Raw genomic sequence first — 25,297 nt, 5'->3', positions numbered from 1 at the left:
GGACAGGAAGCGATGGGGCAAAGCCGCCGCGTTCTATCCCGTTCCGGCGGTTCAGGCATCCGCAAAACGCGGCGTGCCGGCGGCAGCCTTCAGCCCACCAGAACCGCGTGATTGTCGTAGCGCGGGCCGCCGGAGCGGCGGGCAATGACGCCGACGCCGTCGCCATCGGTGCCGATCAGCACCGTCTCGCCGAGCCCGCTGGTGGCGAGGAACTGGCCGGCGTCGCGGGTCGGGGCGAGGCCGCAGCCATCGACCAGCGGCAGCGCGCCGATATAGCGCCCGTCGCGCCGCCACAGCGCCACACGGTTGCCGCGCGGGCTGGCGGCGGCGACATAGGCGCCGGAGGCATCCAGCGACACCGAGCCGACATAGGTGCGCAGTCCCCGCCACGCCTCGTCTGGCGCGTCGAAGGCGCGCAGCCCCTCGCCCTCGACCGCGTGGAGCAGCGGGCGGGCGACGCCGTCGGCCAGCAGGTCCTGCGCCGCCACCACGGTGAAGCCGTCCGCGCCCGAGGTGAGGTGGCGCAGCGAGAGCGAGGCGAGGTCTTCACTGAGCGTCGCGGTCGTCCGCACGGCGCCGGTGGCGGGGTCCAGCCGGGCGATGCCGGAGCCGGCGATCTCGGCGCCGAGCGCTTCCGGCGTGTGCGGTTCGATGCCGCCATTGGCCACCACGAGCGCGCCACCTGCCGGCAGCATGTCGTGCGGACCGATTCCGGCCGAGGCCCATTCCGCCTCCACCGCGAAGCCCGCCTCGACGACGCGGCGTGTCACCACGCCGGCGCCGTCCGCGCGCGTGATCTCCACCGCGAGGAAACGCCGTCCGCCCTCGATGAAGCGGCCATGGCCGGAGAACACCCGCCCCTCGCCCGGCTCGAAGCTCGCCAGCACGGTGCCAGCGCGGCGGTCGAACAGCACGGCTGTCGTGCCGGGCCGGCGTGCCACCGCCACCGCCGTGCGCCCGTCCGGGCTCGGCTCCACCCAGTGCAGGCGCTGGGTCGCGGCGCCGACCGTCGTCGCCTCCCGGTCGGGGGAAAGCACCACGGGGGCGAAGCCGCCCTCCACGCCCGCCGTCGCCAGCCACTCCGCATCGAGCAGATGGTCGCGCGCATGCGCCGCATTGCTGGCGAACAGCACGCGCGGCGCGGCGGCGAGTGCGCCGAAGGTGCCGATGAGCGAGCGGCGAGTAAGGTCGATGAGGCCCATGTCCGCCGCCCTCAATCGCCGTCGAGCGCGTTGAAGCCGAGCGGCACGCCAAGCCCCGCCGCCAGCGGCCGGGCGATGCCGGCCTGCGCCGCCTTGAACGCGGCCACCGCCGCCTGCAGCGCCTTGCGGCCCTCGGGCGTGGTGGCAGCGTCGCCAATATCCTCCGGCAGGCCCTGCGCCGCCGCCTGCGCCACCTGCAGCGTCGCGGCGAGGCCCGCTTGATCCTTGGCGTCCAGCCCGGTGCTCAGCGCCTGCGCCAGCGCGCCGGCGCTGGTGACGATGGCGACGATGGTCTCCTTCGACAGCCCGCTGCGCCGGCGGTCGGCGAGCAGCGGCTTGGCCTCGTCGATGTTCTTGCCCAGCACAACAAGCAGCCGCTGGTCGACCACACGCTGATAGGCGCCGGCAAGGTCGGTGACGATCTGGCTGAGCAGGGCGTTGGGGTCGGGGAAATAGACCGGATCGGCCTTGCCGGCGATGAGCTGCGCCAGCAGCCCCTCGCTCGGGCTGCCCCAGCCGGCGCGAATCTCGCCGGCAATCGTCACCAGATTCAACGCCACCGCCTGCCCCAGCGCGCAGCGCCGCGCCGCCTCCGGCCCGGCCACCAAGGCGGCCTCGGCACCCTCATCATAGAGAAGCCGCTCCAGCGCCGGCAGGCCCTGCGCGGCGGCGCTGAGGCGGAAGAAACGCTGCGGCTGCAGCCGTTCGTCCGTGGGATCGGCGAGCAGTTCCGCCACCGAGCGGCCGACCGCGTTGCGCCGCTCGGGGAACAGGTTGAAGCGGTCCGGCCGCAGCGACAGCATGACCGGGCCGAAGGTGATGAACTCCACCGCCGACCAGCCCTCGGAAACCGCTTGGAAGCGCGCCTTCAGTTCCTTCACGCCCTGCGCCGAGGGCGCCTTGCAGAAATCGTCCCACGCCGCCTGCTGCGCCTTGGCGCTCGCGAGCAGCGTGTCGTAGCGCGGCAGCAGCCAGCTCTGCACGATCTCGGGGGCGGAGACCGGCGCGGCATGGGCGCGGCCGATGAACAGGGTGGTGAGCAGCGTGGTGGCGGTGGCGAGGCCCGGCACGCCCTGAGCGGCCTGCCCGATCTGGCTCGCCAGCGCCAGCGCCACGGCGACGGGGGATCGGTTCATGGGCAAGGCCTCGCTTTAGAGAGAAGACACATAGTCGATCAGCCGCGCGCGCTCGGTCTTGCCCAGCGCCTCGAAACGGGCACGCGCGCCTGATGCCTCGCCGCCATGCCAGCGCACCGCTTGCGCGACATCGGCGGCGCGGCCGTCATGCAGCAGGCCGACGCCCCGATCCAGCGCACCGGAGAGCCCGGCGAGCGGCGCGGTGCGCCATTCCGCCGCCGCCGCGCCGGGAACACCGGCGGGGTCGGCCAGCCCCTCGCCCATGTCGTGCAGCAGCACATCGGTGTACAGCGCCACCGTGCCGCCGGCGCGGGTGGGCAGCGCCGGGCGGTGGCAGGTGGCGCAGCCGGTGGCGGCGAAGAGGCGCCTGCCGCGCGTGTCGTCGCCGCCTTCCGGCACTTTCAGCGCCCGGAGATAGGTGACGAGGCGCTGGACGATGGCGTCGGAAATCTCCGGCTCGCCCTCCTCTTCGCGGCCCTGCGGCGCGTTGCGGCAGGCGGTCTGCAGGTCGGTGCAGTCGCCCCAGGGTTCGGGGCGCAGCGGCGTCGACAGGCCGAGATCGAGCGAAAAGGCTTCCGATGCCTGCCCGGCCAGCGTCGGGTGGCTCGCCTTCCAGCCGAAGCGGCCGATCGATGAGCCGCCCTCGGGCGTTTGCAGCCGGCGGGCCCGCCCGCGCACGCCGTCGCCGTCGCGGTCATCGGGGTCTTCCAGCGCGAGGATCGCCGCGTCGTCCACCAATTCCAGCTTGCCGCGCCCGCGCAGATCAGGCGCGGCGCGCAGCGACATATGGGTCGCGGAACCGAGCGGGCCATAGCCTGATGATTCGATGCGGGGAATGCGGCGGCCGTTCTCAACGACCACCGCGAAAGCGCCCTCGGCCGGCACGCCAGGCAGCGTCATCGTCTCCAGCCGGTGGCCATAGACGGGATCGCCGCGACCATCGCTGCGGAACAGGGAGAGCACCAGCCCCAACCCTTGCGGGCGGCCGGCGGCGTCCAGCGCCGTCGCGCCGGCTCCGCCGCCGGCGGGGTGGCAGGCCGAGCAGGAGCGCGCATCGAACAGCGGGCCGAGCCCATCATTGGCGCGGGTGGAACTCGGCGCCGGCACCCAGGGCCGCTCGAACAGCGCCTTGCCGATCGCGGCGTCGAGGCGGCCGTCCTCTGCCGTGGCAGGTGCGGAGGCGGAGACAAGCAGGGCGCAGAGCAGGACCGCGCTGCGGATGATGCCGCTGCGCGGAGTCTTCGCTGGGGCCCGGATCGGCGCCGCGCTCCGCGCCGCTTGTCCGGGAAATAAGGCCGTGTCCCGGACCAGCGGAGGCGCAGCCGGAGCGCCGATCCGGGACCCAGGGGAGCCTCCGCCGAAGGCGGCATCCGCGCTGATTTGTCGGCCGTGATGGCGCTCCATCACACGATCCGGAACCAGCCCATCATCCCGGTCTCCATATGCTCCAGAATGTGGCAGTGAAAAACCCAGTCGCCCGGCGCGGCGACAAAGGCGATCTCGACCGCCTCGCCGGGCTGGACGAGCACGGTGTCGGCGAAGTGGCGCGGCAGGCGATCGAGGCTGGAGCTCAGCACCTCGAAGGCGTGGCCGTGCAGATGGACCGGATGGGGAAAGCGCGTCTCGTTCTTGATCTCCACCACATAGGACCCGCCGGTCGCCATGCGGGCGAGCGGCGGCGGCACGTTGCGGTTGGACCCGGTGGGCCAGGATTCGGACTGGATGCCCCAATAGGTGGTCGAGCCGACGCACAGGCTATCGATCAGCGCCTTGGCGAGCGGGTCGTCCGCCGGCAGGGCGAGGTCTTTCACCGCCTGCCCAGTCGCTTGCTGCAGGGTGAAGGACAGGCGGGACGCCTTCTTGACGTCAGGTTTCGGCAGTTCCGGCTTCGGCAAGGCGAGCGGGCCCTTGCGGGGCTTGGCGACCTTGCCGGCGGCGGTGAGGGTGGCGAACTGGTAGATGTCGGCGGCGCGGTAGTCGCCTAGCGTCACCGGCGAGCCGTTGGCCGGCATGCGGATATCGAGGTCGATGCGCTGGGCCGGCCCCATGCGCCAGACGCCATCGGGAAGATCGTCGAGCCGCACCGGGGTCAGCGCATGGCCGTCCACCGCGATCAGCCAGGCTTCGGCATCCTTCGCCCCGCCGGCCTCCACGCCGATATCCATGATGCGGGTGGAATCGATGTTCAGGATGCGCAGCCGGACATGGCCGCCGGCGGGCGCCGTCAGCTCCACCGCGGCCGCGCCGTTCACCGTGCGGGTGGCGCCGAATGTGCCGGCCTTCGAGGCACCCTCCGGCTCGGACAGGGCGAGAAAGCGGCCATCCGGCGCGAGGCGCCAGTCCTTCAGGCACAGCACATGCTCGGCGTCGAAGGCGGGGTCGCGCGTGTCCTCGACGATCAGCACGCCGGCGAGACCCTTGCCGGCCTGCCCGGTCTCGTCGCAATGGGGATGGAAGAAGAAGGTGCCGGGATCGTCGAGCGGCAGCAGGTGGTTGAAGCGCCCGCCCGGCTGCACCAGCGGCTGGGTCAGCGTCGGCACGCCGTCAAATTCGTTCGGCATGCGGATGCCGTGGAAATGCAGCGTCGAGCCCTCGTCGATGCCGTTGACGAAGGTCGCCTTGAGCCGGGTGCCGCGCGGCATGCGCAGCGTCTGGAACGGGATGCCGTCATAGGCGAGGATGCGGGTCGCGGGCTTGTCGGGACCGAGGAGCTTCAGCTCCATCTCGCCGGCGGTGAGCGTCACCTCGCGCGTCGGCGCGAAGGATTGCGGGTCGAAGGGCGCGCGCGCGGCGCCGGTGCGGGTCGGCGCGAGCAGCGCCAGCCCACCGATCGCCGCGCCCGCGCCAAGAAAGGCGCGGCGCGAGAGACCCGCGCCGCCGGTTTTCATGGCCGCCTCACTCGCCGACCTTGGAGGGATCGTCCAGGCTGTCCGAGCCCTCGACCTTGATCTTGAGCTTGAGCGCGCCGACCACGCCTTCAAGGGCGCGGGTCTGGGCGACGAGCGAATCGACGCCCTTCTGCACCAGCGCGTTGCCCTCGGCATTGCCTTCGCCGATCATCTGGTCATAGGCCTGCTTGCCGCTGTCGGCCTCGTCCTTGATCGCCTTGAGCGCGGCGAGCGCGGCGTCGATCTTGGCCTCGGCCTCTTCGGCGGCCTTCGGCGCCTTGGCCTTGGCGTAGGCGGCCACCGACGCGCCCTCGACGACGGAGCCGTCGACGCGGGTGTACTTGGCCCGGTAGATGGAGGCGATGCCCAGCTCGTCGTAATAATGCGAGTTGTGGGTGTTGTCGGAGAAGCAGTCATGCTCCTCCTCGGGGTCGTGCAGGATGAGGCCGAGCTTCATCCGCTCGCCCGCCAGTTCGCCATAGGAGAGCGAGCCGAGGCCGGTGAGGATGGTGCCCAGCGCGGCCTTGTCCTTCTGCTTCACCACGGCGGCGCGGGCCTTGCCCTTCTTGCCCCACCACTTGGCCATGTCCTCGAGGTCGCTCACCAGAAGGTCGGTGGCAGCCTTGAGATAGGCGGCGCGGCGCTCGCAATGGCCATTGGTGCAGTTGGCGGTGTCGTAGTCGGTGACCGGGCGCTTGCCGGCGCCGGGCCCGGTGCCGTTGAGGTCCTGGCCCCAGAGCAGGAATTCGATCGCGTGGTAGCCGATGGCGACGTTGGATTCGACGCCGCCGGCCTCCTGCAGGCTGTCGAGCAGCTTCGGCGTGATCTTGGTGGCGTCGATGGTCTTCTTGCCGACGCGGATCTTGGTGTTGGCGATCACATTGGCGGTGTAGAGCGGGTTCTCGTCGGACGAGTCGCCATAGCTCTTGTCGACGTAGTCGATCAGGCCTTCATCCAGCGGCCAGGCGTTCACGCGGCCTTCCCACTCATCGACGATGGCGTTGCCGAAGCGATAGCCCTCGGTCTGCTGGTAGGGCACGCGGGCGGCCTTCCAGGCGGCCTTGGCGGCGTCGAGATTGGCCTCGGTCGGCGTGGCGATGAGCGTGTTCACCGCGCCTTGCAGCGCCTTGGCGGTGGTCAGGCTGTCGGTGTACATCGCCTCGGCGATGTCGGCATAGGTGGCAACGATATCCTTCACCTTCGGCGCCGGGGTGTCGGCGGCGGCCAGACCGACGGCAAAGGCCGCCCCCAGCGCGAAGGCCGCGACGAGCGGCGTGGCGAACAGTGATCTGGCTCGCATGGTTGGTCTCCTCCCGCGCCCCCGAGGCGCTTCAGCGGGAGACTCCTACGCCACCGGCGAAATCGGTCGCAAGTCTTCGTCCGTAGATTGGAATTGTTTCACTTTGAAACAGCGGGATAAACTCTAACCGCCATCGTCGCCTAGCGGCGAAATACTTCCCGTCAGCTCGCGATGAATGACGTAGCGTCACACAGAGGCTGCAACGCCTCCGCCAGTTCCGCCTCGGTGACGGTGGAGAGCGGCTTCATCAGCTTTGCCGCCTCGGTGCGGCGGCCGGGACGCATCACCAGCACGACGGTTTCCGCCCCGCCGCAGGCCGGATCGCCGCAGGCGATCTCGCTGATGGAAATGGTGGTCTCCTCGTCCACCCCGAGGATGAGCCGCGCCTTCGCGGCCAGCTCGCGGGCGGCGTCGGGTGCCGCCTCGGCGCTGGCGCCCCGGCGGAAGAACAGACGTGCCATCGTGCCTCCTGCACATTCGTGTCGCACGCGCCCGCACGCAGCGCTCCCCGTCAGCAGGTAAGCCCGCCGCCGCTCCGGCGCAAGCGGGCTCGCCCGACCCCGCCGCCCAAAGTAAAACGCCCGCCATTAGTTTAGAACTATAAAAATACCGGAAGATAATCATTGTTCATGACGAAGAACCCGCGTATTCATCCCATCAACGCCGGAGAGAAGCCGCGAATACATCAAGCGGCGCCACTCCCCCGGCAACGATTTCGCGAGGCCACTTCCCGGCAGGTCTCGTGAACCACGCGGGACGGCGGCACGCGCTCCCTCAGCCGTCGTCCCGCGACCATTCCTCGGCGAGGCTCGCCGGCTCCCCTGCCTCCCATCGGCCGCTCCACTGTTCCGGCGCCTGTTGCCCAAGCCGCGCCAGCATCCCGCAGGCCGCCGCATGGCCGGTGGCGAACGAGGCCTGCAGCAGATAGCCCCCCGTCGGCGCCTCCCAGTCCAGCATCTCGCCAGCAATGAACACGCCCGGCCGCGCCTTCAGCATCAGCTGGTCGCCGACCGTGGCGCGGGTGACGCCGCCGGCGGTGGAGATCGCCCGTTCCAGCCCGGCCATGCCGGTGGCGGTGAGCGGCAGCGCCTTGATGAGTTGCGCCAGCACGGCCGGATCGGCCGGCAGCGGTCCGGCCTCGCGCAGCAGGCCCGCGGCGGCGGGGGAGAGGCCGGCCGCCTTGCGCAGGCGGTTGGACATGGATTCGCCCTTGCGGCTGGCGGCGAGCCGCGCGGCCAGCGCGTCCTCGCTCACATCCGGGCGCAAATCGAGCTGGAGGGTGACCGCGCCCTCGCGCGCGATCGCCTCGCGCAGGGTGGCGGAGAGCGCATAGACCGCGCCGCCCTCCAGCCCGGCGCCGTCGATCATCGCCTCGCCGCGCACCCGCGCTTGCCCGAGGGAGAGCGCGATGCGCTTGAGCGGCGCGCCGGCGAAGCGGGCGCGGAACGGCGCCGACCAGTCGATCCGCACGCCGCTATTGGCCGGGCGCAACGGGGCGATCTCCACCCCCTGCTCCCACAGAAGTTCCGCCCAGCTGCCATCGCTGCCGAGGCGCGGCCAACTGGCGCCGCCGAGCGCGAGCAGGACCGCGTCCACTGCCACCTCCATTTCGCCCTCTGGCCCGGCAAGGCGCAGGGCGCCGTCGCGAGTCCAGCCGAGCCAGCGGTGGCGGCTCTTCAGCACCACGCCGAGGCCGTCGAGCCGCGCCAGCCAGGCCCGCAGCAGCGGCGAGGCCTTGAAGCTGCGCGGAAACACCCGGCCGCTGGAGCCGACAAAGGTCGGCTCGCCGATTCCTTCCACCCATTCGCGCAGACGGGCCGGCGGAAAGGCGTCGAGGATCGGCGCGAGCCAATCGGCGGCGGCGCCATAGCGGGCGAGGAAGGCCGCGCGGTCTTCCGAATGGGTGAGGTTCAGCCCGCCACGCCCGGCGATGAGGAATTTTCGCGCCGGAGACGGCATGCGGTCATAGATCGTCACCGCGCAGCCGGCGCGCGCCAGCACCTCCGCCGCCATCAGCCCGGCCGGGCCGGCGCCGATGATGGCGATGAGCGGATTTCGTGAGTCGTTTCCGGTCTCTGGCGTCACCGGCTCAGCTTCCGATTCAATAGGACGGAGAGAGGGGCCAGATACTCGCGCCCTGATTCCAGAACGGTCCCCAATCCCATGATATGTCAGCCGATTTCGGGTGAGCAGGCATCGGTGATGCGCAGGCTTACCTGGGTGCGGCCCTGCCAGGTGTCGAGATCGAGCGTGCCGGCCACATGCAGCAATTGCCCGCGCGCGTCCAGCAGCGCCGCGCCCAGCGGCGTGTCGACGGCGCGGAACACCACGCCTGAGATTGTCGCGCCATCCGTGCTGCGCAGGCGCACCCGGATCTGGCCGGCGCTGCCGGGCTCGGCATAGACGACGCGGTGGGCGGGAAAGGCGAAAACCGGCTGCGGATTGCCGGCGCCGAAGGGCCCGGCCCGCTCGACCAGCTCCACCAGCTCAGGCGTCGCCCCCGCCGCCGAGAGGGCGCCGTCGATCAGGATCTCGTCTGCCGCGCGCGCCTCTTCCACCGTCTCAGCCAGCGCCTGTTCGAGATAGGCGCGCAGATCGCCGAGCCGGGCGCGGGCGATGGTGAGGCCGGCCGCCATGGCGTGGCCGCCGCCCTTCACCAGAATGCCGGCCTCCACCGCCCCGCGCACCGCACGGCCGACATCGACGCCGGGAATGGAACGGGCCGAGCCGGCGCCGGTCTCGCCGGTGAAGGCGATGGCGAAGGCGGGACGGCCGAACTTCTCCTTCAGCCGCGCCGCCACCAGCCCGACCACGCCGGGATGCCAGCCCTGCCCGCTGGAGAGCACCACCGCGCCCACATCGGCCAGCCCGAGCGCCGCCTCCGCCTCCGCCTCGGCTTCCGCGACAATGGCGCGCTCCACCTGCTGGCGCTCGGAATTGAGCCGGTCGAGTTCGGCAGCGATCATCTGCGCCTCGATCGGATCGCGGGTGAGCAGCAGCCTGGTGCCGAGCGTGGCGTCGCCGATCCGCCCGCCGGCATTGATGCGCGGCCCGAGCAGGAAGCCGAGATGCCACGCCTTGGGCGGCCCCGAAAGGCGGGCCGCGTCCATCAGCGCGGTCAGTCCCGGCCGCTCGCGCTTGCGCAGCTGGAGCAGCCCCTTGGTGACATAGGCGCGGTTGAGACCGAGGAGCGGCACCACATCCGCCACCGTGCCCAGCGCCACGAGATCGAGGCTGGCGAGCAGGTCCGGCGCCGGGCGCTCAGCCGTCCACCAGCCGCGCTGGCGCAGCTCGCGCAGCAGCCCGACGGCCACCACGAAGACGAGGCCGACGGCGCAGAGATGACCGAGGCCGGAAAGGTCGTCGGCGCGGTTGGGGTTCACCAGCGCCGCCACCTCGGGCAGTTCCTCGCCGGCCTGGTGATGGTCGATCACCACCACGTCGAGCCCCAGCTCGCGGGCGCGGGCGAAGGGCTCGAAGCTCATCGTGCCGCAATCGACGGTGACGAGCAGCGTCGCCCCGCGCTCGGCCAGCGCCTCGATGGCCGGGATGTTCGGGCCGTAGCCCTCGAAGATGCGGTCGGGAATATGGAAGGCCGGATCGAGCCCGCCGGCGCGCAGCACCTCCACCAGCAGGGCGGTGGCAGTGGCGCCGTCGACATCGTAATCGCCGAACACCGCCACCTTCTCGCCCCGCATCACCGCATCGGCGAGACGGGCGACGCAGGCCGGCATGGCGGTCAGCGTATCGGGGTCCGGCAGCAGGCGCTTCACCGTCGGGTCGAGCCAGGCCTCGACGGCGTCGATGGCGACACCTCGCCCGGCCAGCACGCGGGCCAGAATCTCCGGCACGCCGTGGCGCTGCACGATGGCGAGCGTGGTCTGCGCCCCGCGCGCGTCCAGCCGCTCGCGCCAGAAGCGGCCGGTGGCGGAGCGGGAGACGCCGAGAAAGGGACGCGGCGGCGGGGCGGCGGTGGGAAGAACGAGACTCATGGCGCGCAGGATAAGCCCGAACAACGCGCCCGCGTCGAGAGCCATGCCGCGTCGACCGGCTTTGCCGCCGCCGGGGATGGGCCGCGGGGTTCATTTATCTGTCATCGCGCCGTTGCGCGGCCGACACGGGCGGGGGGCAGGAAGGCCACTCGGCAGTGCGGACCTCAGGCATTGCCGATCTCTCTTGCCCCCCAAAGGAGACGCGCCATGCCCCTCCCCCTGCTCCGCCTGTCCCTGCTCACCGGCGCCGCTCTCGCGCTGCTCGCCACCGGCGCCCGCGCCGACGAGGCCTTTCCCGCCACGCTGGCCGGCCATGCCGTCCTGCCGGCGCAGACCTTCCTCGCCATGCCGGACGACGCGCCGGCCGACCTTAAGGTCTCCGGCAAGTTCACCTCCGGCACCCGCGTCGACGCCGTCGGCACGGTGATGGGCAAGTCGGCGGGCCGCCCCACCGGCGTCTCGGTGCCGTTCCAGGGCCAGCCGGTGCAGGGCCATTCTGGCATCAAGGTGATGCCGGACGGCAGCTTCTGGATCATCACCGACAACGGCTTCGGCTCGAAGGCCAACAGCCCGGACGCGGCGCTGTTCCTGCGCCACTACACGGTCGACTGGGCGACCGGCGCGTTCCAGCCGGTCGAGACGGTCTTCCTCACCGATCCCGACAAGAAGGTGCCGTTCCGCATCGTCCATGAGGGCACGGAAAAGCGCTATCTGACCGGCGCCGATTTCGACCTTGAGAGCTTCCAGATCATCGGCGACCACATCTGGATCGGCGAGGAATTCGGCCCCTATCTCATCAAGGCCGACAAGCAGGGCCAGGTGCAGGCGGTGTTCGAAACCGTGGCCGGCGAGACCCCGGTGCGCTCGCCGGACCATTACGCCGTCGCCTCCCCCGCCGCGCCGAACGCCCCCGCCGCCTTCAACGCGCGCCGCTCCAAGGGCTATGAGGGTATGGCGGCCTCCAAGGACGGAAAATACCTCTACGCCCTGCTCGAAGGCCCGCTGTGGGACGCCGACAAGAAGGACTGGCAGAAGACGGCGGACGGCAAGGAATTCCTGCCGATCCTCGAATTCGACGTGGCGGCGGAAAAGTGGACGGGCCGCATGTGGCAGTACGTTCTGGAGCAGAACGGCAACGCCATCGGCGACTTCAACATGATCGACGGCACCACCGGCCTCATCATCGAGCGCGACAATGGCGAGGGCACGGCCGACAAGGCCTGCGCCGCCGGGACCAAGGGGCCGGACTGCTTCCACGACCTGGCCAAGTTCAAGCGCATCGTCAAGATCGAGCTGACCGACGCCAATTCCGGCCAGAGCGTGCGCAAAATCGGCCATATCGACCTGATGAAGATCGCCGACCCGGACAAGAAGGCCCGCAAGCCGCTGAATGACGGCATGCTGACCTTCCCCTTCTTCACCATCGAGAATGTCGACGTGGTCGACGCCACCCACATCGTGGTCGGCAACGACAACAACCTGCCCTTCTCCTCCTCGCGCGACCCGGCGAAGGCGGATGACAACGAGCTGATCCTGCTGGAAGTGGGCGAGTTCCTGAAGGCGAAGTGAGCCGTCTTCGCGCGTGACATCGGGGCCGGGGCGGAAACGCTCCGGCCTTCGCATGTTCAGGCGGTGTCCGGCAGGGTCGGGTCGGGGAGATTGCGCGGCCGGCGCAGGATGAGGGCGACGCCCGCCACCATGACCAGCGCGCCAATGATCTTCACCGGCGAGGGATCGTCGCCGATCAGCACGATGCCGAACAGCACGGTGAGCAGCGGGTTGAGCATGGAATAGGGCACGACGGCATTGATCGAATGGCGCTGCAGCAGCCAGTACCAGATGCCGTAGCCGATGATCGACGAGCCGATGGCGCTGTAGACCACGCAGAACCAGCCATGCCAGCCCGCCGTCGTCACCATCCACCAGCGGTCGGATTCGAAGATCCACGACATAACAAGCAATTGCGGGATCGCCAGCAGCGACGACCAGCCCATCATGGTCATCGGCCGCACGCCCTTGAGCTCCTTGACGATGAGATTCGTCACCGCCCAGCCGGTGGCGCTGGCCAGCAGCAGCACCAGCGAGAGCGGCGGCGGCAGGGTCGGGCCGGCGGCGATCAGCCCGATGCCCGCCACCGAGACGAGAAGACCCGCCAGCCGCACCTTGCCGAGCCGCTCCTTCAGCACAAAACAGGCGAGCAGGGTGGCGATCGGCGCGCCGAGCTGGATGATGACCGCGCTGGTGCCCGCCTCTGAATTGGCCAGCGCCGCGAACAGCAGGCCGAAATGCACCGTGCCGAAGGTGAACGACACCAGCAGCACGCCAAGGAACTGGTCGCGGGTGATCCGCAGCACCGGGCACAGCAGCGCCGCCACCAGCGCGAAGCGCAGCGCGCTCATCATCATGGGCGGGATTTCCGCGATGCCGAGCTTGACGGCGATCATGTTCAGCGCCCACACGCCGATGACGGTGAGGGCGAGCAGCTTGTGCGTGATAGGCATGGAGAACCGGCGGCGGCAGGAGACGAGATGACGGCCCCTGGGCGAGCCGTATGCCCCGCGCGGCGAGTCGCACGGCGGCAGATCGGCTGATAGTCCACCGCCCGGCATCTGCAAAGACCCGCCCCGCCATGCCAGCCCTGCGCGCCCCTCATGGCGCGGCATCCGGTCGGGTTGCACGGGCGCGCGAGCCCATTATGGTGCGCGCCATGCTGAACCTGTCCCTGCTCGGTCGCCTCGCCTTCACCCATGCCGCCCCGTCGAAGCCGGCGCTCGCGCCCGGCCGCCACGATCTCGGCCTGTTCGAGACCCGCGACGCCGTGCTGATCGTGCCCGAGGGCATCGACCCGGCCCGCCCGACGCCGCTGGTGACGCTGTTCCATGGCGGCGGCGGCAGCGCCGAGAAGATCCTGCCGATGCTGCGGGCGCATGCGGAGGCACGCGGCTTCCTGCTGCTGGTGCCGCAATCGCTGCTGCCGACCTGGGATATCGTGATTGCCGGCAACGGGCCGGACCTGGAGCGGCTCGACCTCGCGCTGGCCGAGGTGGCGGCGCGTTTTTCGCTCGACCCCACCCATTTCGCCTTTGCCGGCCATTCGGATGGGGGCAGCTATTCGCTCTCCACCGGGCTGAGCAATGGGCGGATCGTCACCCACATCCTCGCCTCCTCCGCCGGCTTCATGACCGTTCTAGCGCAGGAGGGCGCGCCCAAGGTGTTCATCGCCCACGGCCAGAACGACACCCAGACGCCGATCACCACCGCCGGCCGCTCCCATGCCGCCAAGCTGCGCCCGGCCGGCTATGAGTTGACCTATGTCGAGCACCCCGGCCCGCACGCCTGGCAGCCGGACATGGTGCAGCTCGGCGTCGACACGTTCCTGAAGGACGTGGCCAAGGCGGGGTGACCTGCCACCTGTGCACGTCATCCCGGACGGCCGGAGGCCGATCCGGGATCGCAGGCTGATGTCACGCGATCCCGGCTCTCCGCTGCGCTTCGGCCGGGATGACGGACCGGTGAGGAAGGACCGGCCCCGGTGAAGTGGCAAGCGACCGGGCCCCGTATGAAAAAGGCCGGCGCGAGGCCGGCCTTTCCGCAAAACGTGTGCAGCCTTCAGTGGCTCACGCGACCTTCTTCGCACCCTTGGCGATCTCGGCGACTTCGCCCTCATACTTGGCGACCAGCGCGGCGAACTCGCTCGGGCCGGCCTTCAGCGCGGCCTTCACATCCGAGGCCCAGGTGGTGTTGCGCAGGGTGAAGGTGTTGGTGGCCGAGGAACCGTACTTGGTCGAGAACGCCACGTTCAGCTTGAACGGGATCGGCTCGGAGGCGAGGTAGTTGGTGGTCGGGTGCTCCTTGACGAAGGCCGTATAGGCCTCAGCGACCTCCTGGTACTTCTCGGCGCCGATCAGCGCGTCGATCTGGGTCAGCAGGGGCGGAAGCAGCGAATGAGGAGCGGTCATGATGGGTCGTTCCCTTGGCAATTGGCTTGGCGTTCGGGTGCGGGGCGCCCCTGACGGGCCGCGCCTGCGCACGGCTCTGGTATACAGCACACCGCGCCACGACCAAAGCGCGCGATGAGGGGCGGCGTTCCGGTGCTCGGCACCACACGGCGAAATGAAAAAGGGGCGCCGAAGCGCCCCGCACCCCAGTTCTCGTCCTCCCGGCCGCAGCGCAGCGGAGAGCGGGGATCGCTCTCCATTCTGCATGCGGTCCCGGATCGGCCTTCGGCCGTCCGGGATGACAGCGGGCAGCCTCAGCCGAGATGGAACTTGGAAAGGTCGCGGTGCTCGGCCTCGATCCAGCGCACCGTGCCGGTGGCCGAGCGCATGACGACGGTGTGGGTCTTCACCACCCCCCGCTCATACTTCACGCCCTTGAGCAGATTGCCGGTCGTCACGCCGGTCGCCGCGATCAGGCAGTCGCCGCGCACCATGTCGGTGATGGTGTAGATCTTCTTCGGATCAGCCACGCCCATCTTCTTGGCACGCTCGCGCTTGGCCTCGCTGTCGAGGATGAGGCGGGTGTACATCTCGCCGCCGATGCAGCGCAGCGCCGCCGCCGCCAGCACGCCCTCGGGGGCGCCGCCGGTGCCGAGATAGATATCGATGCCGGTTTCATCCGGGTTGGTGGTGTGGATCACGCCCGCCACGTCGCCATCGGCGATCAGCTGCACGGCGGCGCCGGTCCGGCGGGCCGCCTCGATGATCGCGGCATGGCGCGGCCGGTCGAGGATCAGCGCGGTGATCTCCGAGGGCTTGACGCCCTTGGCCCGGGCCAGCGACTGGATGTTGTCCTCGGGGCTGGCGTCGATGTTGATCGTGCCCTTGGGGTAGCCGGGGCCGATGGCGATCTTTTCCATGTAGACGTCGGGCGCGTAGAGCATGGTGCCGCCCTCGGCCATCGCCATCACGGCGATGGAGCCGGGCATGTCCTTGGCGCACAGCGTCGTGCCTTCCAGCGGATCGACGGCGATGTCCACCGCCGGGCCCTTGCCGGTGCCGACCTCCTCGCCGATGAACAGCATCGGCGCCTCGTCGCGCTCGCCCTCGCCGATGACGATGCGGCCGGCGATCGGCAGGCGGTTCAGCTCGCGGCGCATGGCGTCCACCGCCGCCTTGTCCGCCGCCTTCTCGTCGCCGCGCCCGCGCAGGCTGGCGGATGCCACCGCCGCGCGCTCGGTGACGCGCACCAGCTCAAGCGTCAGGATGCGCTCCAGCGCCTGGTCCGCCTTGACCCTAATCTCCGCCATCGTCCCCGCCCCCTCAGTCCTTCTCGATACGTATCACCTGCGGCGGCTGGGCGATCACGCCATCAATCTCGATGGCCTCGATCGCGCGGCGCACCGCGTCCTCATTCGTGGCGTAGGTGATCAGCACCACGGGTGCCGGGTCCTCCGCGCTCTCCGCGCGCTCTCCACCATGTGGCCGGCCGCGACGGTGCTGCATTATGGACTCAAGCGAGATGTTCTGCTCAGCCATATGGCGGGCAATGGCGGCCGCCGTTCCGGGCCGGTCGACCGCGGCGAGACGGATATAATAGCCGCCCTCGTGACGGCGTATCGCCGCCTTCTCGGCCGGCTGCAGCGACGACGCCTTCCAGCCGAAGGGCGCGCCGCCCTTCCCGGCGGCGGCATCGCACAGGTCCGCTACCACGGCCGACGCGGTGGCATCGCCACCGGCACCGGGGCCGACAAGGGTGAGCGCGACCGCGTCGCCGTCGATCGCCACCGCATTGGTGACGCCGGAGACCTGCGCGATCGGCCAGTGCTTGGGCACCATGGTCGGGTGCACGCGCAGTTCCACCTGCCCGCCGATGCGGGCGGCGACGCCGAGCAGCTTGATGCGGTAGCCCAGCTCGTCCGCCGCCTCGATATCGGCCAGCGTGATCGAGCGGATACCCTCGATATGGATCGCTTCCGGGTCCGGCTTCACGCCGAAGGCCAGCGCGGCGAGCAGAGCCAGCTTGTGGGCGGTGTCGAAGCCGTCGACGTCGAAGGTCGGGTCGGCCTCGGCGTAGCCGAGCTTCTGCGCCTGGTCGAGGCACATGTCGAAGGACAGCCCCTCCTCCTGCATCCGGGTGAGGATGTAGTTGCAGGTGCCGTTGAGAATACCGGAAACGCGGGTGATCTCGTTGCCGAGCAGCGCCTCGCGCAGGGTTTTGATGACCGGGATGCCGCCGGCCACCGCCGCCTCGAAATGGATGGCCACGCCCGCGGCCTCGGCGGCGGCGGCGAGCTCGACGCCGTGATGGGCGAGCAGCGCCTTGTTGGCGGTGGCGACGGAATGGCCGGCGGCGATGGCGGCCTCGACCGCCGCCTTGGCAACGCCGTCCGGGCCGCCGATCAGCTCGACGAAGACGTCGATATCAGGGTCGCGGGCGAGTTCCACCGCGTCCTCATACCAGCGCGGGCCGGTGAGATCGCAATCGCGGTTGCGCGAACGGTCGCGGGCGCTGACGGCCACCACCTCGACCGGCCGCCCGACGCGCGCGGCAATCGCCTCCGCCCGCCGGGCCAGCATGCGCACCACACCCGCGCCGACCGTACCGAGGCCGGCGATGCCAATTTTCAGCGGCGGCGCCATTATGTGTCCGAACTCAACAAACGTTCCGAATGCGGCGCCGCCCGAAGGGGCCGGGCCTTAGCGCGCCGCGGCGAGAGGGACGACGTTGTGCAATGTTTCCGCGCCGGTTTCAAGGAAGCGGCGGATGTTGCGCGCCGCCTGGCGGATGCGCTGCTCGTTCTCCACAAGGGCGATACGCACATAGTCATCGCCATGCTCGCCGAAGCCGACGCCCGGCGCGACGGCGACATCCGCCTTCTCGATCAACAGCTTGGAGAATTCGAGGCTGCGCAGGTGGCGGAATTTCTCCGGGATCGGCGCCCAGGCGAACATGGAGGCGGTCGGCACGGGAATCTCCCAGCCGGCCTTGCCGAAACTGTCGACCAGCGCGTCGCGGCGCTTCTTGTAGACGCTGCGCATCTCGGCGATGCAGTCCTGCGGGCCGTTCAGCGCCGCCGTGGCCGCGACCTGGATCGGCGTGTAGGCGCCATAGTCGAGATAGGACTTCACCCGCGCCAGCGCCGCGATCAGCCGGTCATTGCCCACCGCGAAGCCCATGCGCCAACCGGCCATGGAGAAGGTCTTGGACATGGAAGTGAACTCCACCGTCACATCCATCGCGCCCGGCACCTGCAGCACAGAGGGGGGCGGGTTGTCGTCGAAATAGACTTCCGAATAGGCGAGGTCGGACAGCACGATCAGGTCGTGCTTCTTCGCGAAGGCGACGACATCACGGTAGAAATCGAGATCGGCCACCTGCGCCGTCGGGTTCGACGGGTAGCACAGCACCAGCGCCAGCGGCGAGGGAATCGAGTGCGCCACCGCGCGCTCCAGCGCGTGGAAGAATTCCGGCCCCGGCTCGCAGGGCACCGAGCGGATCGCCGCGCCGGCCATCAGGAAGCCGAAGGCGTGAATGGGGTAGCTGGGGTTCGGCACCAGGATCACGTCGCCCGGGGCGGTGATCGCCTGCGCCATATTGGCGAAGCCTTCCTTGGAGCCGAGCGTCGCCACCACCTGGGTGTCGGGGTTCAGCTTCACGCCGAAACGGCGCTCATAATAGGCCGCCTGGGCGCGGCGCAGGCCGGGAATGCCCTTGGAGGCGGAATAGCGATCGGTGCGCGGGCGGCCGATCGTCTCCTTGAGCTTGTCGACCACATGGGCGGGAGCATCGAGATCCGGGTTGCCCATGCCGAGGTCGACGATATCGGCGCCGCCATTGCGGGCGGTAGCTTTCACCCGGTTGACCTGCTCGAACACGTAAGGCGGCAGCCGGCGGATGCGATGAAAATCGGTCATGGGTCTCAAGCTCCAGGGCCGCCCCGTATCCCCCGGCGGCGGCGTCACGCGCGCTTCATATCACCCTTCGCGCGCCCGCACAGCGACGGATGTCAGCCCAAAGGGGCAGAACAATGGTAATCGTGCCCGCTGCCCGCCAGCCGGCCTATTCGTCGGCCTCGATCTGCCGAAGCATCTCCTTCTCGCGCTGGCTGGCGAGGTTTTCGAGATTTTTCTGCATCGCGTCCCGCTGCTGCTGGGTCAGCACCGGCCGGTCGCCGATCTGCGCCGGGGCGCCGAAGGTGGGATAGGCCAGCTCGGGCGGCTTCACGCGCCCGGTTGGCGGCGGCGCGGCGCGCGACTGGCCAGCAGCGGCGCGCGGATCGGCCTGCGCAGTGGCCACGGACGCCGCCACCGGCGCGCCGGGTGATTCGGCGCTGTCCGCCGCCGGCGCCAGCGCCGCCTCGGTGATCCCCGCCGAGGGACCGTCCGCCGAGGCGCAGCCGGCCAGCAGCAGCGCCGCCAGGGCGCCGCCCGCAAGAAGGTGCATCCGGCCGGCGCCTGCGCCGCCCTGCCTGCCTTGACCGTGACCCACTCTGGTCTCCTCCCCTGCGCCGTCCCGAGCATGTGTCGCACGGCCCATGCGTCAGCGTGCGCATGTACGGCCCGTTACGCACTCGCTAGCGTCCGATCGCGCGTCTATTATGGCCACCTATGAACGCACCAACCCGCGGGGACAAGCGGTGAGCAGCCGACGCACCAGCAAGATACCGTCCACACCGGCGAAGTCCGCGCCGGGGACGAAGGCCGCCCCGGCCGAGGCGCGGGAGACGCCCGCCCCGGCGGCGAAGAAGACCGTTCGCAAGCCGGCGGCGAAGCCGGTTGCGGCTCCTGTGGCGGCAGCCCCCGCTCCTGTGCCCCCCGCCCCACCGCCGGCGCGCAAGGTGGCGGCGAAAAAAGCCGTGACGAAGAAGACGGCGGCGGAAAAGCCGGCGGCAAGCAAGGTCGCAACCGAATCACCGGCGCCGGCTAGGGCGCCGCGCCAGCCGGCGGCGAAGCCCCCGCGCAAAAGGGTGGCGACGCCGCCACGCCCCGCAGCCGCACCGAAACCGGCGGACGCTGGAGCGACCGCTCCGCCCTCCCCGTCCCAACCGGCCGCCGCCGCACCCGCTGCCGACACCGCCGCACCCGATGCCGCCCGCACCAGCCCGATCGACCTCGAACTCTTCGCCGCCAATCTGGCGAAGATGGTGGAGGAAGGCGGGCGGGCCATGGCCGCCTATCTGCGCCCGCGCGAGGAAGGACGCATCCGCGACGAGGTGGCCGAGGACCTGGCCGACGTCGCCAAGACCATCGGCAATGTCGCGGAATACTGGCTCGCCGATCCCCAGCGCACGCTGGAGGCGCAGTCGCGGCTGATCGGCGGCTATCTTGATCTGTGGACCACGGCACTGAAGAATCTGGGCGGCGAAAAGACCCGCCCGGTGGTCGAGCCGACCACGCGCGATTCGCGTTTTTCCGACCCGGAGTGGAAGTCCAACCCCTTCTTCGACGCCATCAAGCAGGCCTATCTGCTCACCGCCAACTGGGCGGCGGACATGGTCGAGGAAGCCGAGATCGACGCCCGCACCAAGCACAAGGCCGAGTTCTATGTGCGCCAGATCGCCGGCGCGGTCTCACCCTCCAATTTCGTGCTGACCAACCCGGAACTGCTGCGCACCACGCTCACCTCCAATGGCGAGAATCTGGTGCGCGGCATGAAGATGCTGGCCGAGGATATCGAGGCCGGAGGTGGCGATCTGAAGATCCGCCAGACCGACGATTCCAAGTTCCGCGTCGGCGAGAATCTCGCGGTCACGCCGGGCAAGGTGATCTTCCAGAACGAGCTGATGCAGCTCATCCAGTACGCGCCGCAGACCGACACCGTGCTGGCGACGCCTGTTGTCATCATCCCGCCCTGGATCAACAAGTTCTACGTGCTCGACCTGACGGCGGAAAAATCCTTCGTGCGCTGGGCGGTGGAGCATGGGCTCACCGTGTTCATGGTGTCGTGGGTGAACCCCGGCCCGGAACTCGCGGCCAAGGGCTTCGAGGACTATATGAAGGACGGTGTGCTCACCGCCTTTGAGGTGGCGAAGAAGGCGGCCGGCACCAAGGATTTCCACGCGGTGGGCTATTGCGTCGGCGGCACCATGCTGGCGATGACGCTGGCCTGGCTGGCGGCCACGGGCAAAAAGCCCGGCCTCGCCAGCGCCACCTTCCTTACCACCCAGGTCGACTTCACCTTTGCCGGCGACCTCAAAGTGTTCATCGACGAGGAGCAGATCGCCAGCCTTGAGCGCAAGATGCTGGAATCGGGGGTGATGGAAGGCCGCAAGATGGCCAACGCCTTCAACATGCTGCGCGCCAACGATTTGATCTGGCCCTATGTGGTGAACAACTATCTGAAGGGGCAGGCGCCCTTCCCGTTCGACATTCTCTACTGGAATTCGGACTCGACCCGGCTGCCGGCGGCCAATCACTCGTTCTATCTGCGCAATTGCTATCTCGACAACAAGCTGGCGCAGGGCAGCCTGATGCTCGCCGGCAAGACGCTGGACCTCAAGGCGATCGACCTGCCGATGTACAGCGTGGCGACGCGCGAGGACCACATCGCCCCGGCGGCCTCGGTGTTCCTCGGCCTGCAGAAATTCGGCAATCCCGGCCGCTTCGTGCTGGCCGGCTCCGGCCACATCGCCGGCGTCATCAACCCGCCGGCGCGCGGCAAGTACCAGTATTGGACCGGCGGACCGGCGGCCGGGAAGCTGGAGGACTGGATCGCCGCCGCGCAGATGCACCCCGGGTCCTGGTGGCCCGACTGGCTGGCCTGGATCGAGGCGCAGGACGGCACCCGCGTGCCCGCCGCCAAACGCATCCCCGGCGAAGGCCCCTACAAGGCGATCGAGGACGCGCCGGGCAGCTATGTGAAGGTGAAGTCGTGAGGCTGGCCTCTCGCGACCGGCAATCGTCTTAGGCTGACGAACATCCTTCGAAGCTCGCCTGCGGCCCGCACCTCAGGATAACGGCGCTCGCCGTGGTCGTTGCATTTCCGTCGTCCCGGACGAAGCGCGGCTTCGAGCCGGAGTCGGGCAGCTATCGGGACGGCCCCGATCCTGCGATCCTGGATCGGCCTGCGACCGTCCGGGATGACGGCCGCCCCTCACGGGAACAGCGCGATCTGCTCCAGACCCAGCGTCTCGGGATAGCCGAGCACGAGGTTCATGTTCTGCACCGCCTGGCCGGAGGCGCCCTTCACCAGATTGTCGGTGGTCGAGATCACGATCACCCGGTCCGGCGCGCGGTCCTTCATCACGCCGATAAAGGCCATGTTCGAGCCCTTGACGAAGCGCGACTGCGGCACCTGGCCGAGCGGCAGCACATGCACGAAGGGCTCGCTCTTGTAGAAGTCGGCCAGCACCCGGTGCACGCCCTCGGCCCCGACGCCGGCGCCGGTCTTCAGGTAGATGGTGGCGTAGATGCCGCGCGTCATCGGCACCAGATGCGGCGTGAAGCTCGGCGCGATCGTGCGGCCGGCGGCCTTGGAGAATTCCTGGTCCAGCTCGGCCATGTGGCGGTGGCTGCCGACGCCATAGGCGTGCATGCCCTCCGTCACCTCGGTGAACAGAAGGTTCTCCTTCGCCGCACGGCCCGCCCCGGTCACGCCGCTCTTGGCGTCGATGACGATGTGCTCGGGCTCGATGGCGCCGGCCTCGATCAGCGGCACCACCGGCAGGATGGCCGTCGTGGTGTAGCAGCCGGGATTGGCGACCAGCCGCGCCTTGCGGATGTCGTCGCGGTAGAGTTCGACCACGCCGTACACGGCTTCCTGCTGCAGCTCCAGCGCCTGGTGCGGATGGCCGTACCAGCGCTCATAGGCGCCATCGTCACGCAGCCGGAAGTCGGCGGAGAGGTCGACCACCTTCACATGCGGCGCGGTCTCGAACACGTTCTTGATCACCAGCTGGGTGGTGCCGTGCGGCAGGGCGCAGAAGACGAGGTCAACGTCCTTCCACGCCACCTGCTCGATGGTGATGAGGTCCGGCAGCTTGAACGGGGCGAATTGCGGGAACACGTCGGCCACCGCCTGCCCGGCCTTGCGGTCGGCGGTGAGCGCGACGATCTCGACGCGGGGATGGCGCAGCAGCAGGCGCAGCAGTTCCGAGCCGGTGTAGCCCGAAGCCCCGAGGATGGCGATCCGCGCCTTGCTGTCCGTCATGTGGCACCCTTGCTGCTGGCGCCCGCCCGTTCATCTGGGAAGGCGCGCGTGAATTTGCGCCATTACACCTTTCGCATGTCCGACGAAAGACAAGAGGGGCTCGCCCCACGCATGGCGGCTGCGCGCCGGTGGCCGGAACGGAACCGTGCCGTGCCGGCTTCTCCTCCCGCCTCTCACCGGCCGGAGCCTTTGCGATGACCTCTCCCCTCTCCTGGTTCACCACCGGCATGCAGCTCGCTCGGCTCGGCATGGACATGCAGATCGTGATCGCCGAGCGGATGAGCCGGCTGGCGCGCGGCGATGCCGCCGCTGGGGCGGAAGCGCTACTCATGGTGACGGAGAAGACGCTGGCGCTGGGCGAGGTCAATGCCCGGCTGGTGAAGGCGGCGGCGGCCGGCCGGCTCGACGCGGTGGGTCCGGAAATCGTCGCGCTTTACGGCCGCAAGGTGCGCGCCAACCGCAAGCGGCTGATGCGCTGACGCTCTCTGTCCCGGGAAAGCCCCAGGGCCGCAACGGTGGGGCACGATCCCCGCCGCATAGGCCCCATGTTCACGGAGCGTTCCGGTTTCGCGCCACGCCTGCCATAGTGCTAGGAAGACCGAATCGGTTCCTGACCACGACGAGACCGCCCGCACCCATGTCGAATTCTGACGACCTCTTCGCCGCCGTTCCCGCCCCGCGTCCGCGTGCCAGCGCGCGCCCCGCCGCGCCGCGCGAGGGCACGCCGGGCGAGGCTGGCTACACCGCCGCCGACATCGAGGTGCTGGAGGGGCTGGAGCCGGTGCGGCGCCGGCCGGGCATGTATATTGGCGGCACCGACGAGAAGGCGCTGCACCACCTCTTCGCCGAGGTGATCGACAATTCGATGGACGAGGCGGTGGCCGGCCATGCCAGCTTCATCGAGGTGGAGCTGACCACGGACGGCTTCCTCACCGTCACCGACAATGGGCGTGGCATTCCGATCGAGGAACACCCGAAATATCCCGGCAAGTCGGCGCTGGAGGTCATCCTCACCACGCTGCATGCCGGCGGCAAGTTCGACAGCAAGGTCTACGAGACGTCGGGCGGCCTGCATGGCGTCGGCGTCTCGGTGGTCAATGCCCTTTCCGACGTGCTTGAGATCGAGGTCGCGCGCGGCCAGACGCTGTACCGCCAGACCTATTCGCGCGGGCAGCCGCAGGGCCCGATCCAGGAGGTCGGGCGCATCCTCAACCGGCGCGGCACGCGGGTCAGTTTCCACCCGGACCCGCAGATCTTCGGCGAGAGCGCCCGCTTCAAGCCGGCCCGCGTGTTCAAGATGGCCCGCTCCAAGGCCTATCTGTTCGGCGGCGTCGAAATCCGCTGGAGTTGTGACGCCGCGCTGGTGGCCGGCACCGATGTGCCGGAAAAGGCGGTGTTCCGCTTTCCCGGCGGCCTGCGCGACTATCTCGCCGCCGACATTGAGGGCAGCACCCGCGTCCATCCCGACATTTTCTCCGGCAAGACGACGCGGCCCGGCGGCCATGGTTCGGCGGAATGGGCGGTGGCGTGGCTGGGCGATGCGGACGGCGCCATCTCCTCCTATTGCAACACCATCCCCACCGCCGAGGGCGGCACGCATGAGACCGGCCTGCGCGCCGTGCTGCTGAAGGGCCTGCGCGACCATGCCGAGCGCACCGGCGGCGCCAAGCGCGCCGCCATCGTCACGGCGGACGACGTCATGGCCGGCTGCGTCGCCATGCTCTCGGTCTTCGTGCGCGAGCCGGAATTCCAGGGCCAGACCAAGGAAAAGCTCGCCACCGCCGAGGCGACCCGCATTGTCGAGGCGGCGCTGCGCGACCCGTTCGACCATTGGCTCGGCGGCAACCCGACCCAGGCCAACCGCCTGCTCGACTGGGTGGTGGAGCGCGCCGAGGAGCGCCTGCGCCGCCGGCAGGAAAAAGAAATCTCCCGCAAGACGGCCGTGCGCAAGCTGCGCCTGCCGGGCAAGCTGGCGGACTGCTCCAACAATTCGGCGGCGGGCTCGGAACTCTTCATCGTCGAGGGCGACTCGGCCGGCGGCTCGGCCAAGCAGGCGCGCGAGCGCCAGACCCAGGCCGTGCTGCCGCTGCGCGGAAAAATCCTCAACGTCGCCAGCGCCGGCCGGGACAAGCTGGCGGCGAACCAGCAGCTCGGCGACCTCGTGCAGGCGCTGGGCGCCGGCACCGGGGCGCAGTACCGCGACGAGGATCTGCGCTATGAGCGGGTCATCATCATGACCGACGCCGATGTCGACGGCGCCCATATCGCTTCGCTGCTCGTCACCTTCTTCTACCGGCAGATGCCGAAGCTGATCGAGAACGGCCACCTGTTTCTCGCCGTGCCGCCGCTCTACCGGCTCAGCCAGGGCGCCAAGACGCTGTATGCGCGCGACGAGGCGCATCGCGACCAGCTGCTCGCCAAGGAATTCTCCTCGCGCGGCAAGGTCGATATCGGCCGCTTCAAGGGCCTGGGCGAGATGATGCCGGCGCAGCTCAAGGAAACCACGATGAGCCGCAAGTCGCGCACCCTGCTGCGCGTCACCATCGAGGAGGCCGAGCGCGCCATGACCGCCGACATTGTCGAGCGGCTGATGGGCAACAAGCCGGAAAGCCGCTTCGCCTTCATCTCCGAGCGCGCCGCCTTCGCCAATGAGGAACTGCTGGACATCTGAAACGATGCGCTCCCCCCG

The 25,297-nt window shown here is 69.6% G+C and carries 20 protein-coding genes; 5 read left to right on the top strand and 15 right to left on the bottom strand.

Annotated elements, in window-relative coordinates; genetic code table 11:
* Nucleotides 1–89: 89 nt before the first annotated feature.
* The 8 genes from BLO63_RS17230 to recJ form a co-directional block, all read right to left on the bottom strand.
* Nucleotides 90–1,202, bottom strand: a complete 1,113-nt coding sequence (locus BLO63_RS17230) for a DUF1513 domain-containing protein (RefSeq protein ID WP_091443107.1) — start codon at nucleotides 1,200–1,202, stop codon at nucleotides 90–92.
* Nucleotides 1,203–1,213: 11 nt separating this feature from the next.
* Nucleotides 1,214–2,338 carry an imelysin family protein gene (locus BLO63_RS17225; RefSeq protein ID WP_091443105.1) on the bottom strand — a complete coding sequence of 375 codons (1,125 nt, stop codon included), beginning with the start codon at nucleotides 2,336–2,338 and terminating at the stop codon, nucleotides 1,214–1,216.
* A 15-nt stretch (nucleotides 2,339–2,353) separates the two neighbouring features.
* On the bottom strand, nucleotides 2,354–3,445 hold the full coding sequence (locus BLO63_RS17220; RefSeq protein WP_244517930.1) for a di-heme oxidoredictase family protein: 1,092 nt from the start codon (nucleotides 3,443–3,445) through the stop codon (nucleotides 2,354–2,356).
* Nucleotides 3,446–3,741: 296 nt separating this feature from the next.
* A complete protein-coding gene (locus BLO63_RS17215) occupies nucleotides 3,742–5,226 on the bottom strand; it encodes a multicopper oxidase family protein (RefSeq protein ID WP_091443100.1) in 1,485 nt (494 codons plus the stop codon).
* 7 nt (nucleotides 5,227–5,233) lie between these two features.
* Nucleotides 5,234–6,526, bottom strand: coding sequence for an imelysin family protein (locus BLO63_RS17210; protein ID WP_091443097.1), 1,293 nt, complete (start codon nucleotides 6,524–6,526; stop codon nucleotides 5,234–5,236).
* A 161-nt stretch (nucleotides 6,527–6,687) separates the two neighbouring features.
* Nucleotides 6,688–6,987, bottom strand: coding sequence for a hypothetical protein (locus BLO63_RS17205; RefSeq protein ID WP_091443094.1), 300 nt, complete (start codon nucleotides 6,985–6,987; stop codon nucleotides 6,688–6,690).
* A gap of 313 nt (nucleotides 6,988–7,300) precedes the next feature.
* Nucleotides 7,301–8,611, bottom strand: a complete 1,311-nt coding sequence (locus BLO63_RS17200; protein WP_091443091.1) for a BaiN/RdsA family NAD(P)/FAD-dependent oxidoreductase — start codon at nucleotides 8,609–8,611, stop codon at nucleotides 7,301–7,303.
* 86 nt (nucleotides 8,612–8,697) lie between these two features.
* Nucleotides 8,698–10,563 (bottom strand): single-stranded-DNA-specific exonuclease RecJ, encoded by a 1,866-nt coding sequence (recJ, locus tag BLO63_RS17195; protein ID WP_091443087.1) that lies wholly within the window; start codon nucleotides 10,561–10,563, stop codon nucleotides 8,698–8,700.
* 162 nt (nucleotides 10,564–10,725) lie between these two features.
* Between recJ and BLO63_RS17190 the strand changes: the two genes are divergently transcribed.
* Nucleotides 10,726–12,087, top strand: a complete 1,362-nt coding sequence (locus BLO63_RS17190) for an esterase-like activity of phytase family protein (RefSeq protein ID WP_091443083.1) — start codon at nucleotides 10,726–10,728, stop codon at nucleotides 12,085–12,087.
* Nucleotides 12,088–12,143: 56 nt separating this feature from the next.
* Here the strand turns inward: BLO63_RS17190 and BLO63_RS17185 are convergent, their stop codons facing one another.
* Complete coding sequence (locus BLO63_RS17185; protein ID WP_091443079.1) at nucleotides 12,144–13,019, bottom strand: DMT family transporter; 876 nt, start codon at nucleotides 13,017–13,019, stop codon at nucleotides 12,144–12,146.
* 206 nt (nucleotides 13,020–13,225) lie between these two features.
* Here BLO63_RS17185 and BLO63_RS17180 point away from each other — a divergent pair, with 206 nt between their 5' ends.
* On the top strand, nucleotides 13,226–13,921 hold the full coding sequence (locus tag BLO63_RS17180; RefSeq protein ID WP_244517929.1) for an alpha/beta hydrolase: 696 nt from the start codon (nucleotides 13,226–13,228) through the stop codon (nucleotides 13,919–13,921).
* A gap of 214 nt (nucleotides 13,922–14,135) precedes the next feature.
* On the opposite strand, the gene BLO63_RS17175 is transcribed toward BLO63_RS17180, so the two are convergent.
* The 5 genes from BLO63_RS17175 to BLO63_RS17155 all read right to left on the bottom strand — a co-directional run bounded on the left by BLO63_RS17175 (nucleotide 14,136) and on the right by BLO63_RS17155 (nucleotide 18,903).
* Nucleotides 14,136–14,477, bottom strand: coding sequence for a hypothetical protein (locus tag BLO63_RS17175; RefSeq protein ID WP_091443073.1), 342 nt, complete (start codon nucleotides 14,475–14,477; stop codon nucleotides 14,136–14,138).
* Between the two features lie 293 nt (nucleotides 14,478–14,770).
* Nucleotides 14,771–15,766: a class II fructose-bisphosphatase gene (gene glpX, locus BLO63_RS17170; RefSeq protein ID WP_091443070.1), complete on the bottom strand. Its 996-nt coding sequence runs from the start codon at nucleotides 15,764–15,766 to the stop codon at nucleotides 14,771–14,773.
* A 13-nt stretch (nucleotides 15,767–15,779) separates the two neighbouring features.
* Complete coding sequence (locus tag BLO63_RS17165; RefSeq protein WP_091443066.1) at nucleotides 15,780–17,099, bottom strand: homoserine dehydrogenase; 1,320 nt, start codon at nucleotides 17,097–17,099, stop codon at nucleotides 15,780–15,782.
* Nucleotides 17,100–17,156: 57 nt separating this feature from the next.
* The gene (locus BLO63_RS17160) at nucleotides 17,157–18,374 is read right to left on the bottom strand and encodes an LL-diaminopimelate aminotransferase (protein WP_091443062.1); all 1,218 of its coding nucleotides are present in this window, start codon (nucleotides 18,372–18,374) and stop codon (nucleotides 17,157–17,159) included.
* Between the two features lie 145 nt (nucleotides 18,375–18,519).
* Nucleotides 18,520–18,903, bottom strand: a complete 384-nt coding sequence (locus BLO63_RS17155; RefSeq protein ID WP_244517928.1) for a hypothetical protein — start codon at nucleotides 18,901–18,903, stop codon at nucleotides 18,520–18,522.
* A gap of 697 nt (nucleotides 18,904–19,600) precedes the next feature.
* Here BLO63_RS17155 and phaC point away from each other — a divergent pair.
* Nucleotides 19,601–21,334: a class I poly(R)-hydroxyalkanoic acid synthase gene (phaC, locus tag BLO63_RS17145; protein ID WP_091443050.1), complete on the top strand. Its 1,734-nt coding sequence runs from the start codon at nucleotides 19,601–19,603 to the stop codon at nucleotides 21,332–21,334.
* Between the two features lie 218 nt (nucleotides 21,335–21,552).
* Here phaC and argC read toward each other — a convergent pair whose 3' ends face one another.
* Nucleotides 21,553–22,608, bottom strand: coding sequence for an N-acetyl-gamma-glutamyl-phosphate reductase (gene argC / locus BLO63_RS17140; RefSeq protein ID WP_091443046.1), 1,056 nt, complete (start codon nucleotides 22,606–22,608; stop codon nucleotides 21,553–21,555).
* Nucleotides 22,609–22,802: 194 nt separating this feature from the next.
* Here argC and BLO63_RS17135 point away from each other — a divergent pair, with 194 nt between their 5' ends.
* Nucleotides 22,803–23,087, top strand: coding sequence for a hypothetical protein (locus tag BLO63_RS17135; protein WP_091443043.1), 285 nt, complete (start codon nucleotides 22,803–22,805; stop codon nucleotides 23,085–23,087).
* A 158-nt stretch (nucleotides 23,088–23,245) separates the two neighbouring features.
* Nucleotides 23,246–25,279 carry a DNA topoisomerase IV subunit B gene (gene parE, locus BLO63_RS17130; RefSeq protein WP_091443040.1) on the top strand — a complete coding sequence of 678 codons (2,034 nt, stop codon included), beginning with the start codon at nucleotides 23,246–23,248 and terminating at the stop codon, nucleotides 25,277–25,279.
* Nucleotides 25,280–25,297 lie beyond the last annotated feature (18 nt).

The organism is Ancylobacter rudongensis, assembly GCF_900100155.1.
Taxonomy (GTDB): Bacteria; Pseudomonadota; Alphaproteobacteria; order Rhizobiales; family Xanthobacteraceae; genus Ancylobacter; species Ancylobacter rudongensis.
This window is presented reverse-complemented; position numbering and strand designations above follow the sequence as displayed.

What these genes read in the sequence shown, in the direction of transcription:
- BLO63_RS17165 (WP_091443066.1), bottom strand. Translation starts at nt 17,099, where the DNA reads ATGGCGCCGCCGCTGAAAATTGGCATCGCCGGCCTCGGTACGGTCGGC.
- BLO63_RS17210 (WP_091443097.1), bottom strand. Translation starts at nt 6,526, where the DNA reads ATGCGAGCCAGATCACTGTTCGCCACGCCGCTCGTCGCGGCCTTCGCG.
- BLO63_RS17230 (WP_091443107.1), bottom strand. Translation starts at nt 1,202, where the DNA reads ATGGGCCTCATCGACCTTACTCGCCGCTCGCTCATCGGCACCTTCGGC.
- glpX (WP_091443070.1), bottom strand. Translation starts at nt 15,766, where the DNA reads ATGGCGGAGATTAGGGTCAAGGCGGACCAGGCGCTGGAGCGCATCCTG.
- BLO63_RS17225 (WP_091443105.1), bottom strand. Translation starts at nt 2,338, where the DNA reads ATGAACCGATCCCCCGTCGCCGTGGCGCTGGCGCTGGCGAGCCAGATC.
- BLO63_RS17155 (WP_244517928.1), bottom strand. Translation starts at nt 18,903, where the DNA reads ATGCACCTTCTTGCGGGCGGCGCCCTGGCGGCGCTGCTGCTGGCCGGC.
- BLO63_RS17185 (WP_091443079.1), bottom strand. Translation starts at nt 13,019, where the DNA reads ATGCCTATCACGCACAAGCTGCTCGCCCTCACCGTCATCGGCGTGTGG.
- BLO63_RS17190 (WP_091443083.1), top strand. Translation starts at nt 10,726, where the DNA reads ATGCCCCTCCCCCTGCTCCGCCTGTCCCTGCTCACCGGCGCCGCTCTC.
- BLO63_RS17175 (WP_091443073.1), bottom strand. Translation starts at nt 14,477, where the DNA reads ATGACCGCTCCTCATTCGCTGCTTCCGCCCCTGCTGACCCAGATCGAC.
- phaC (WP_091443050.1), top strand. Translation starts at nt 19,601, where the DNA reads ATGGTGGAGGAAGGCGGGCGGGCCATGGCCGCCTATCTGCGCCCGCGC.
- recJ (WP_091443087.1), bottom strand. Translation starts at nt 10,563, where the DNA reads ATGGCTCTCGACGCGGGCGCGTTGTTCGGGCTTATCCTGCGCGCCATG.
- BLO63_RS17160 (WP_091443062.1), bottom strand. Translation starts at nt 18,374, where the DNA reads ATGACCGATTTTCATCGCATCCGCCGGCTGCCGCCTTACGTGTTCGAG.
- BLO63_RS17180 (WP_244517929.1), top strand. Translation starts at nt 13,226, where the DNA reads ATGCTGAACCTGTCCCTGCTCGGTCGCCTCGCCTTCACCCATGCCGCC.
- argC (WP_091443046.1), bottom strand. Translation starts at nt 22,608, where the DNA reads ATGACGGACAGCAAGGCGCGGATCGCCATCCTCGGGGCTTCGGGCTAC.
- BLO63_RS17205 (WP_091443094.1), bottom strand. Translation starts at nt 6,987, where the DNA reads ATGGCACGTCTGTTCTTCCGCCGGGGCGCCAGCGCCGAGGCGGCACCC.
- BLO63_RS17215 (WP_091443100.1), bottom strand. Translation starts at nt 5,226, where the DNA reads ATGAAAACCGGCGGCGCGGGTCTCTCGCGCCGCGCCTTTCTTGGCGCG.
- parE (WP_091443040.1), top strand. Translation starts at nt 23,246, where the DNA reads ATGTCGAATTCTGACGACCTCTTCGCCGCCGTTCCCGCCCCGCGTCCG.
- BLO63_RS17135 (WP_091443043.1), top strand. Translation starts at nt 22,803, where the DNA reads ATGACCTCTCCCCTCTCCTGGTTCACCACCGGCATGCAGCTCGCTCGG.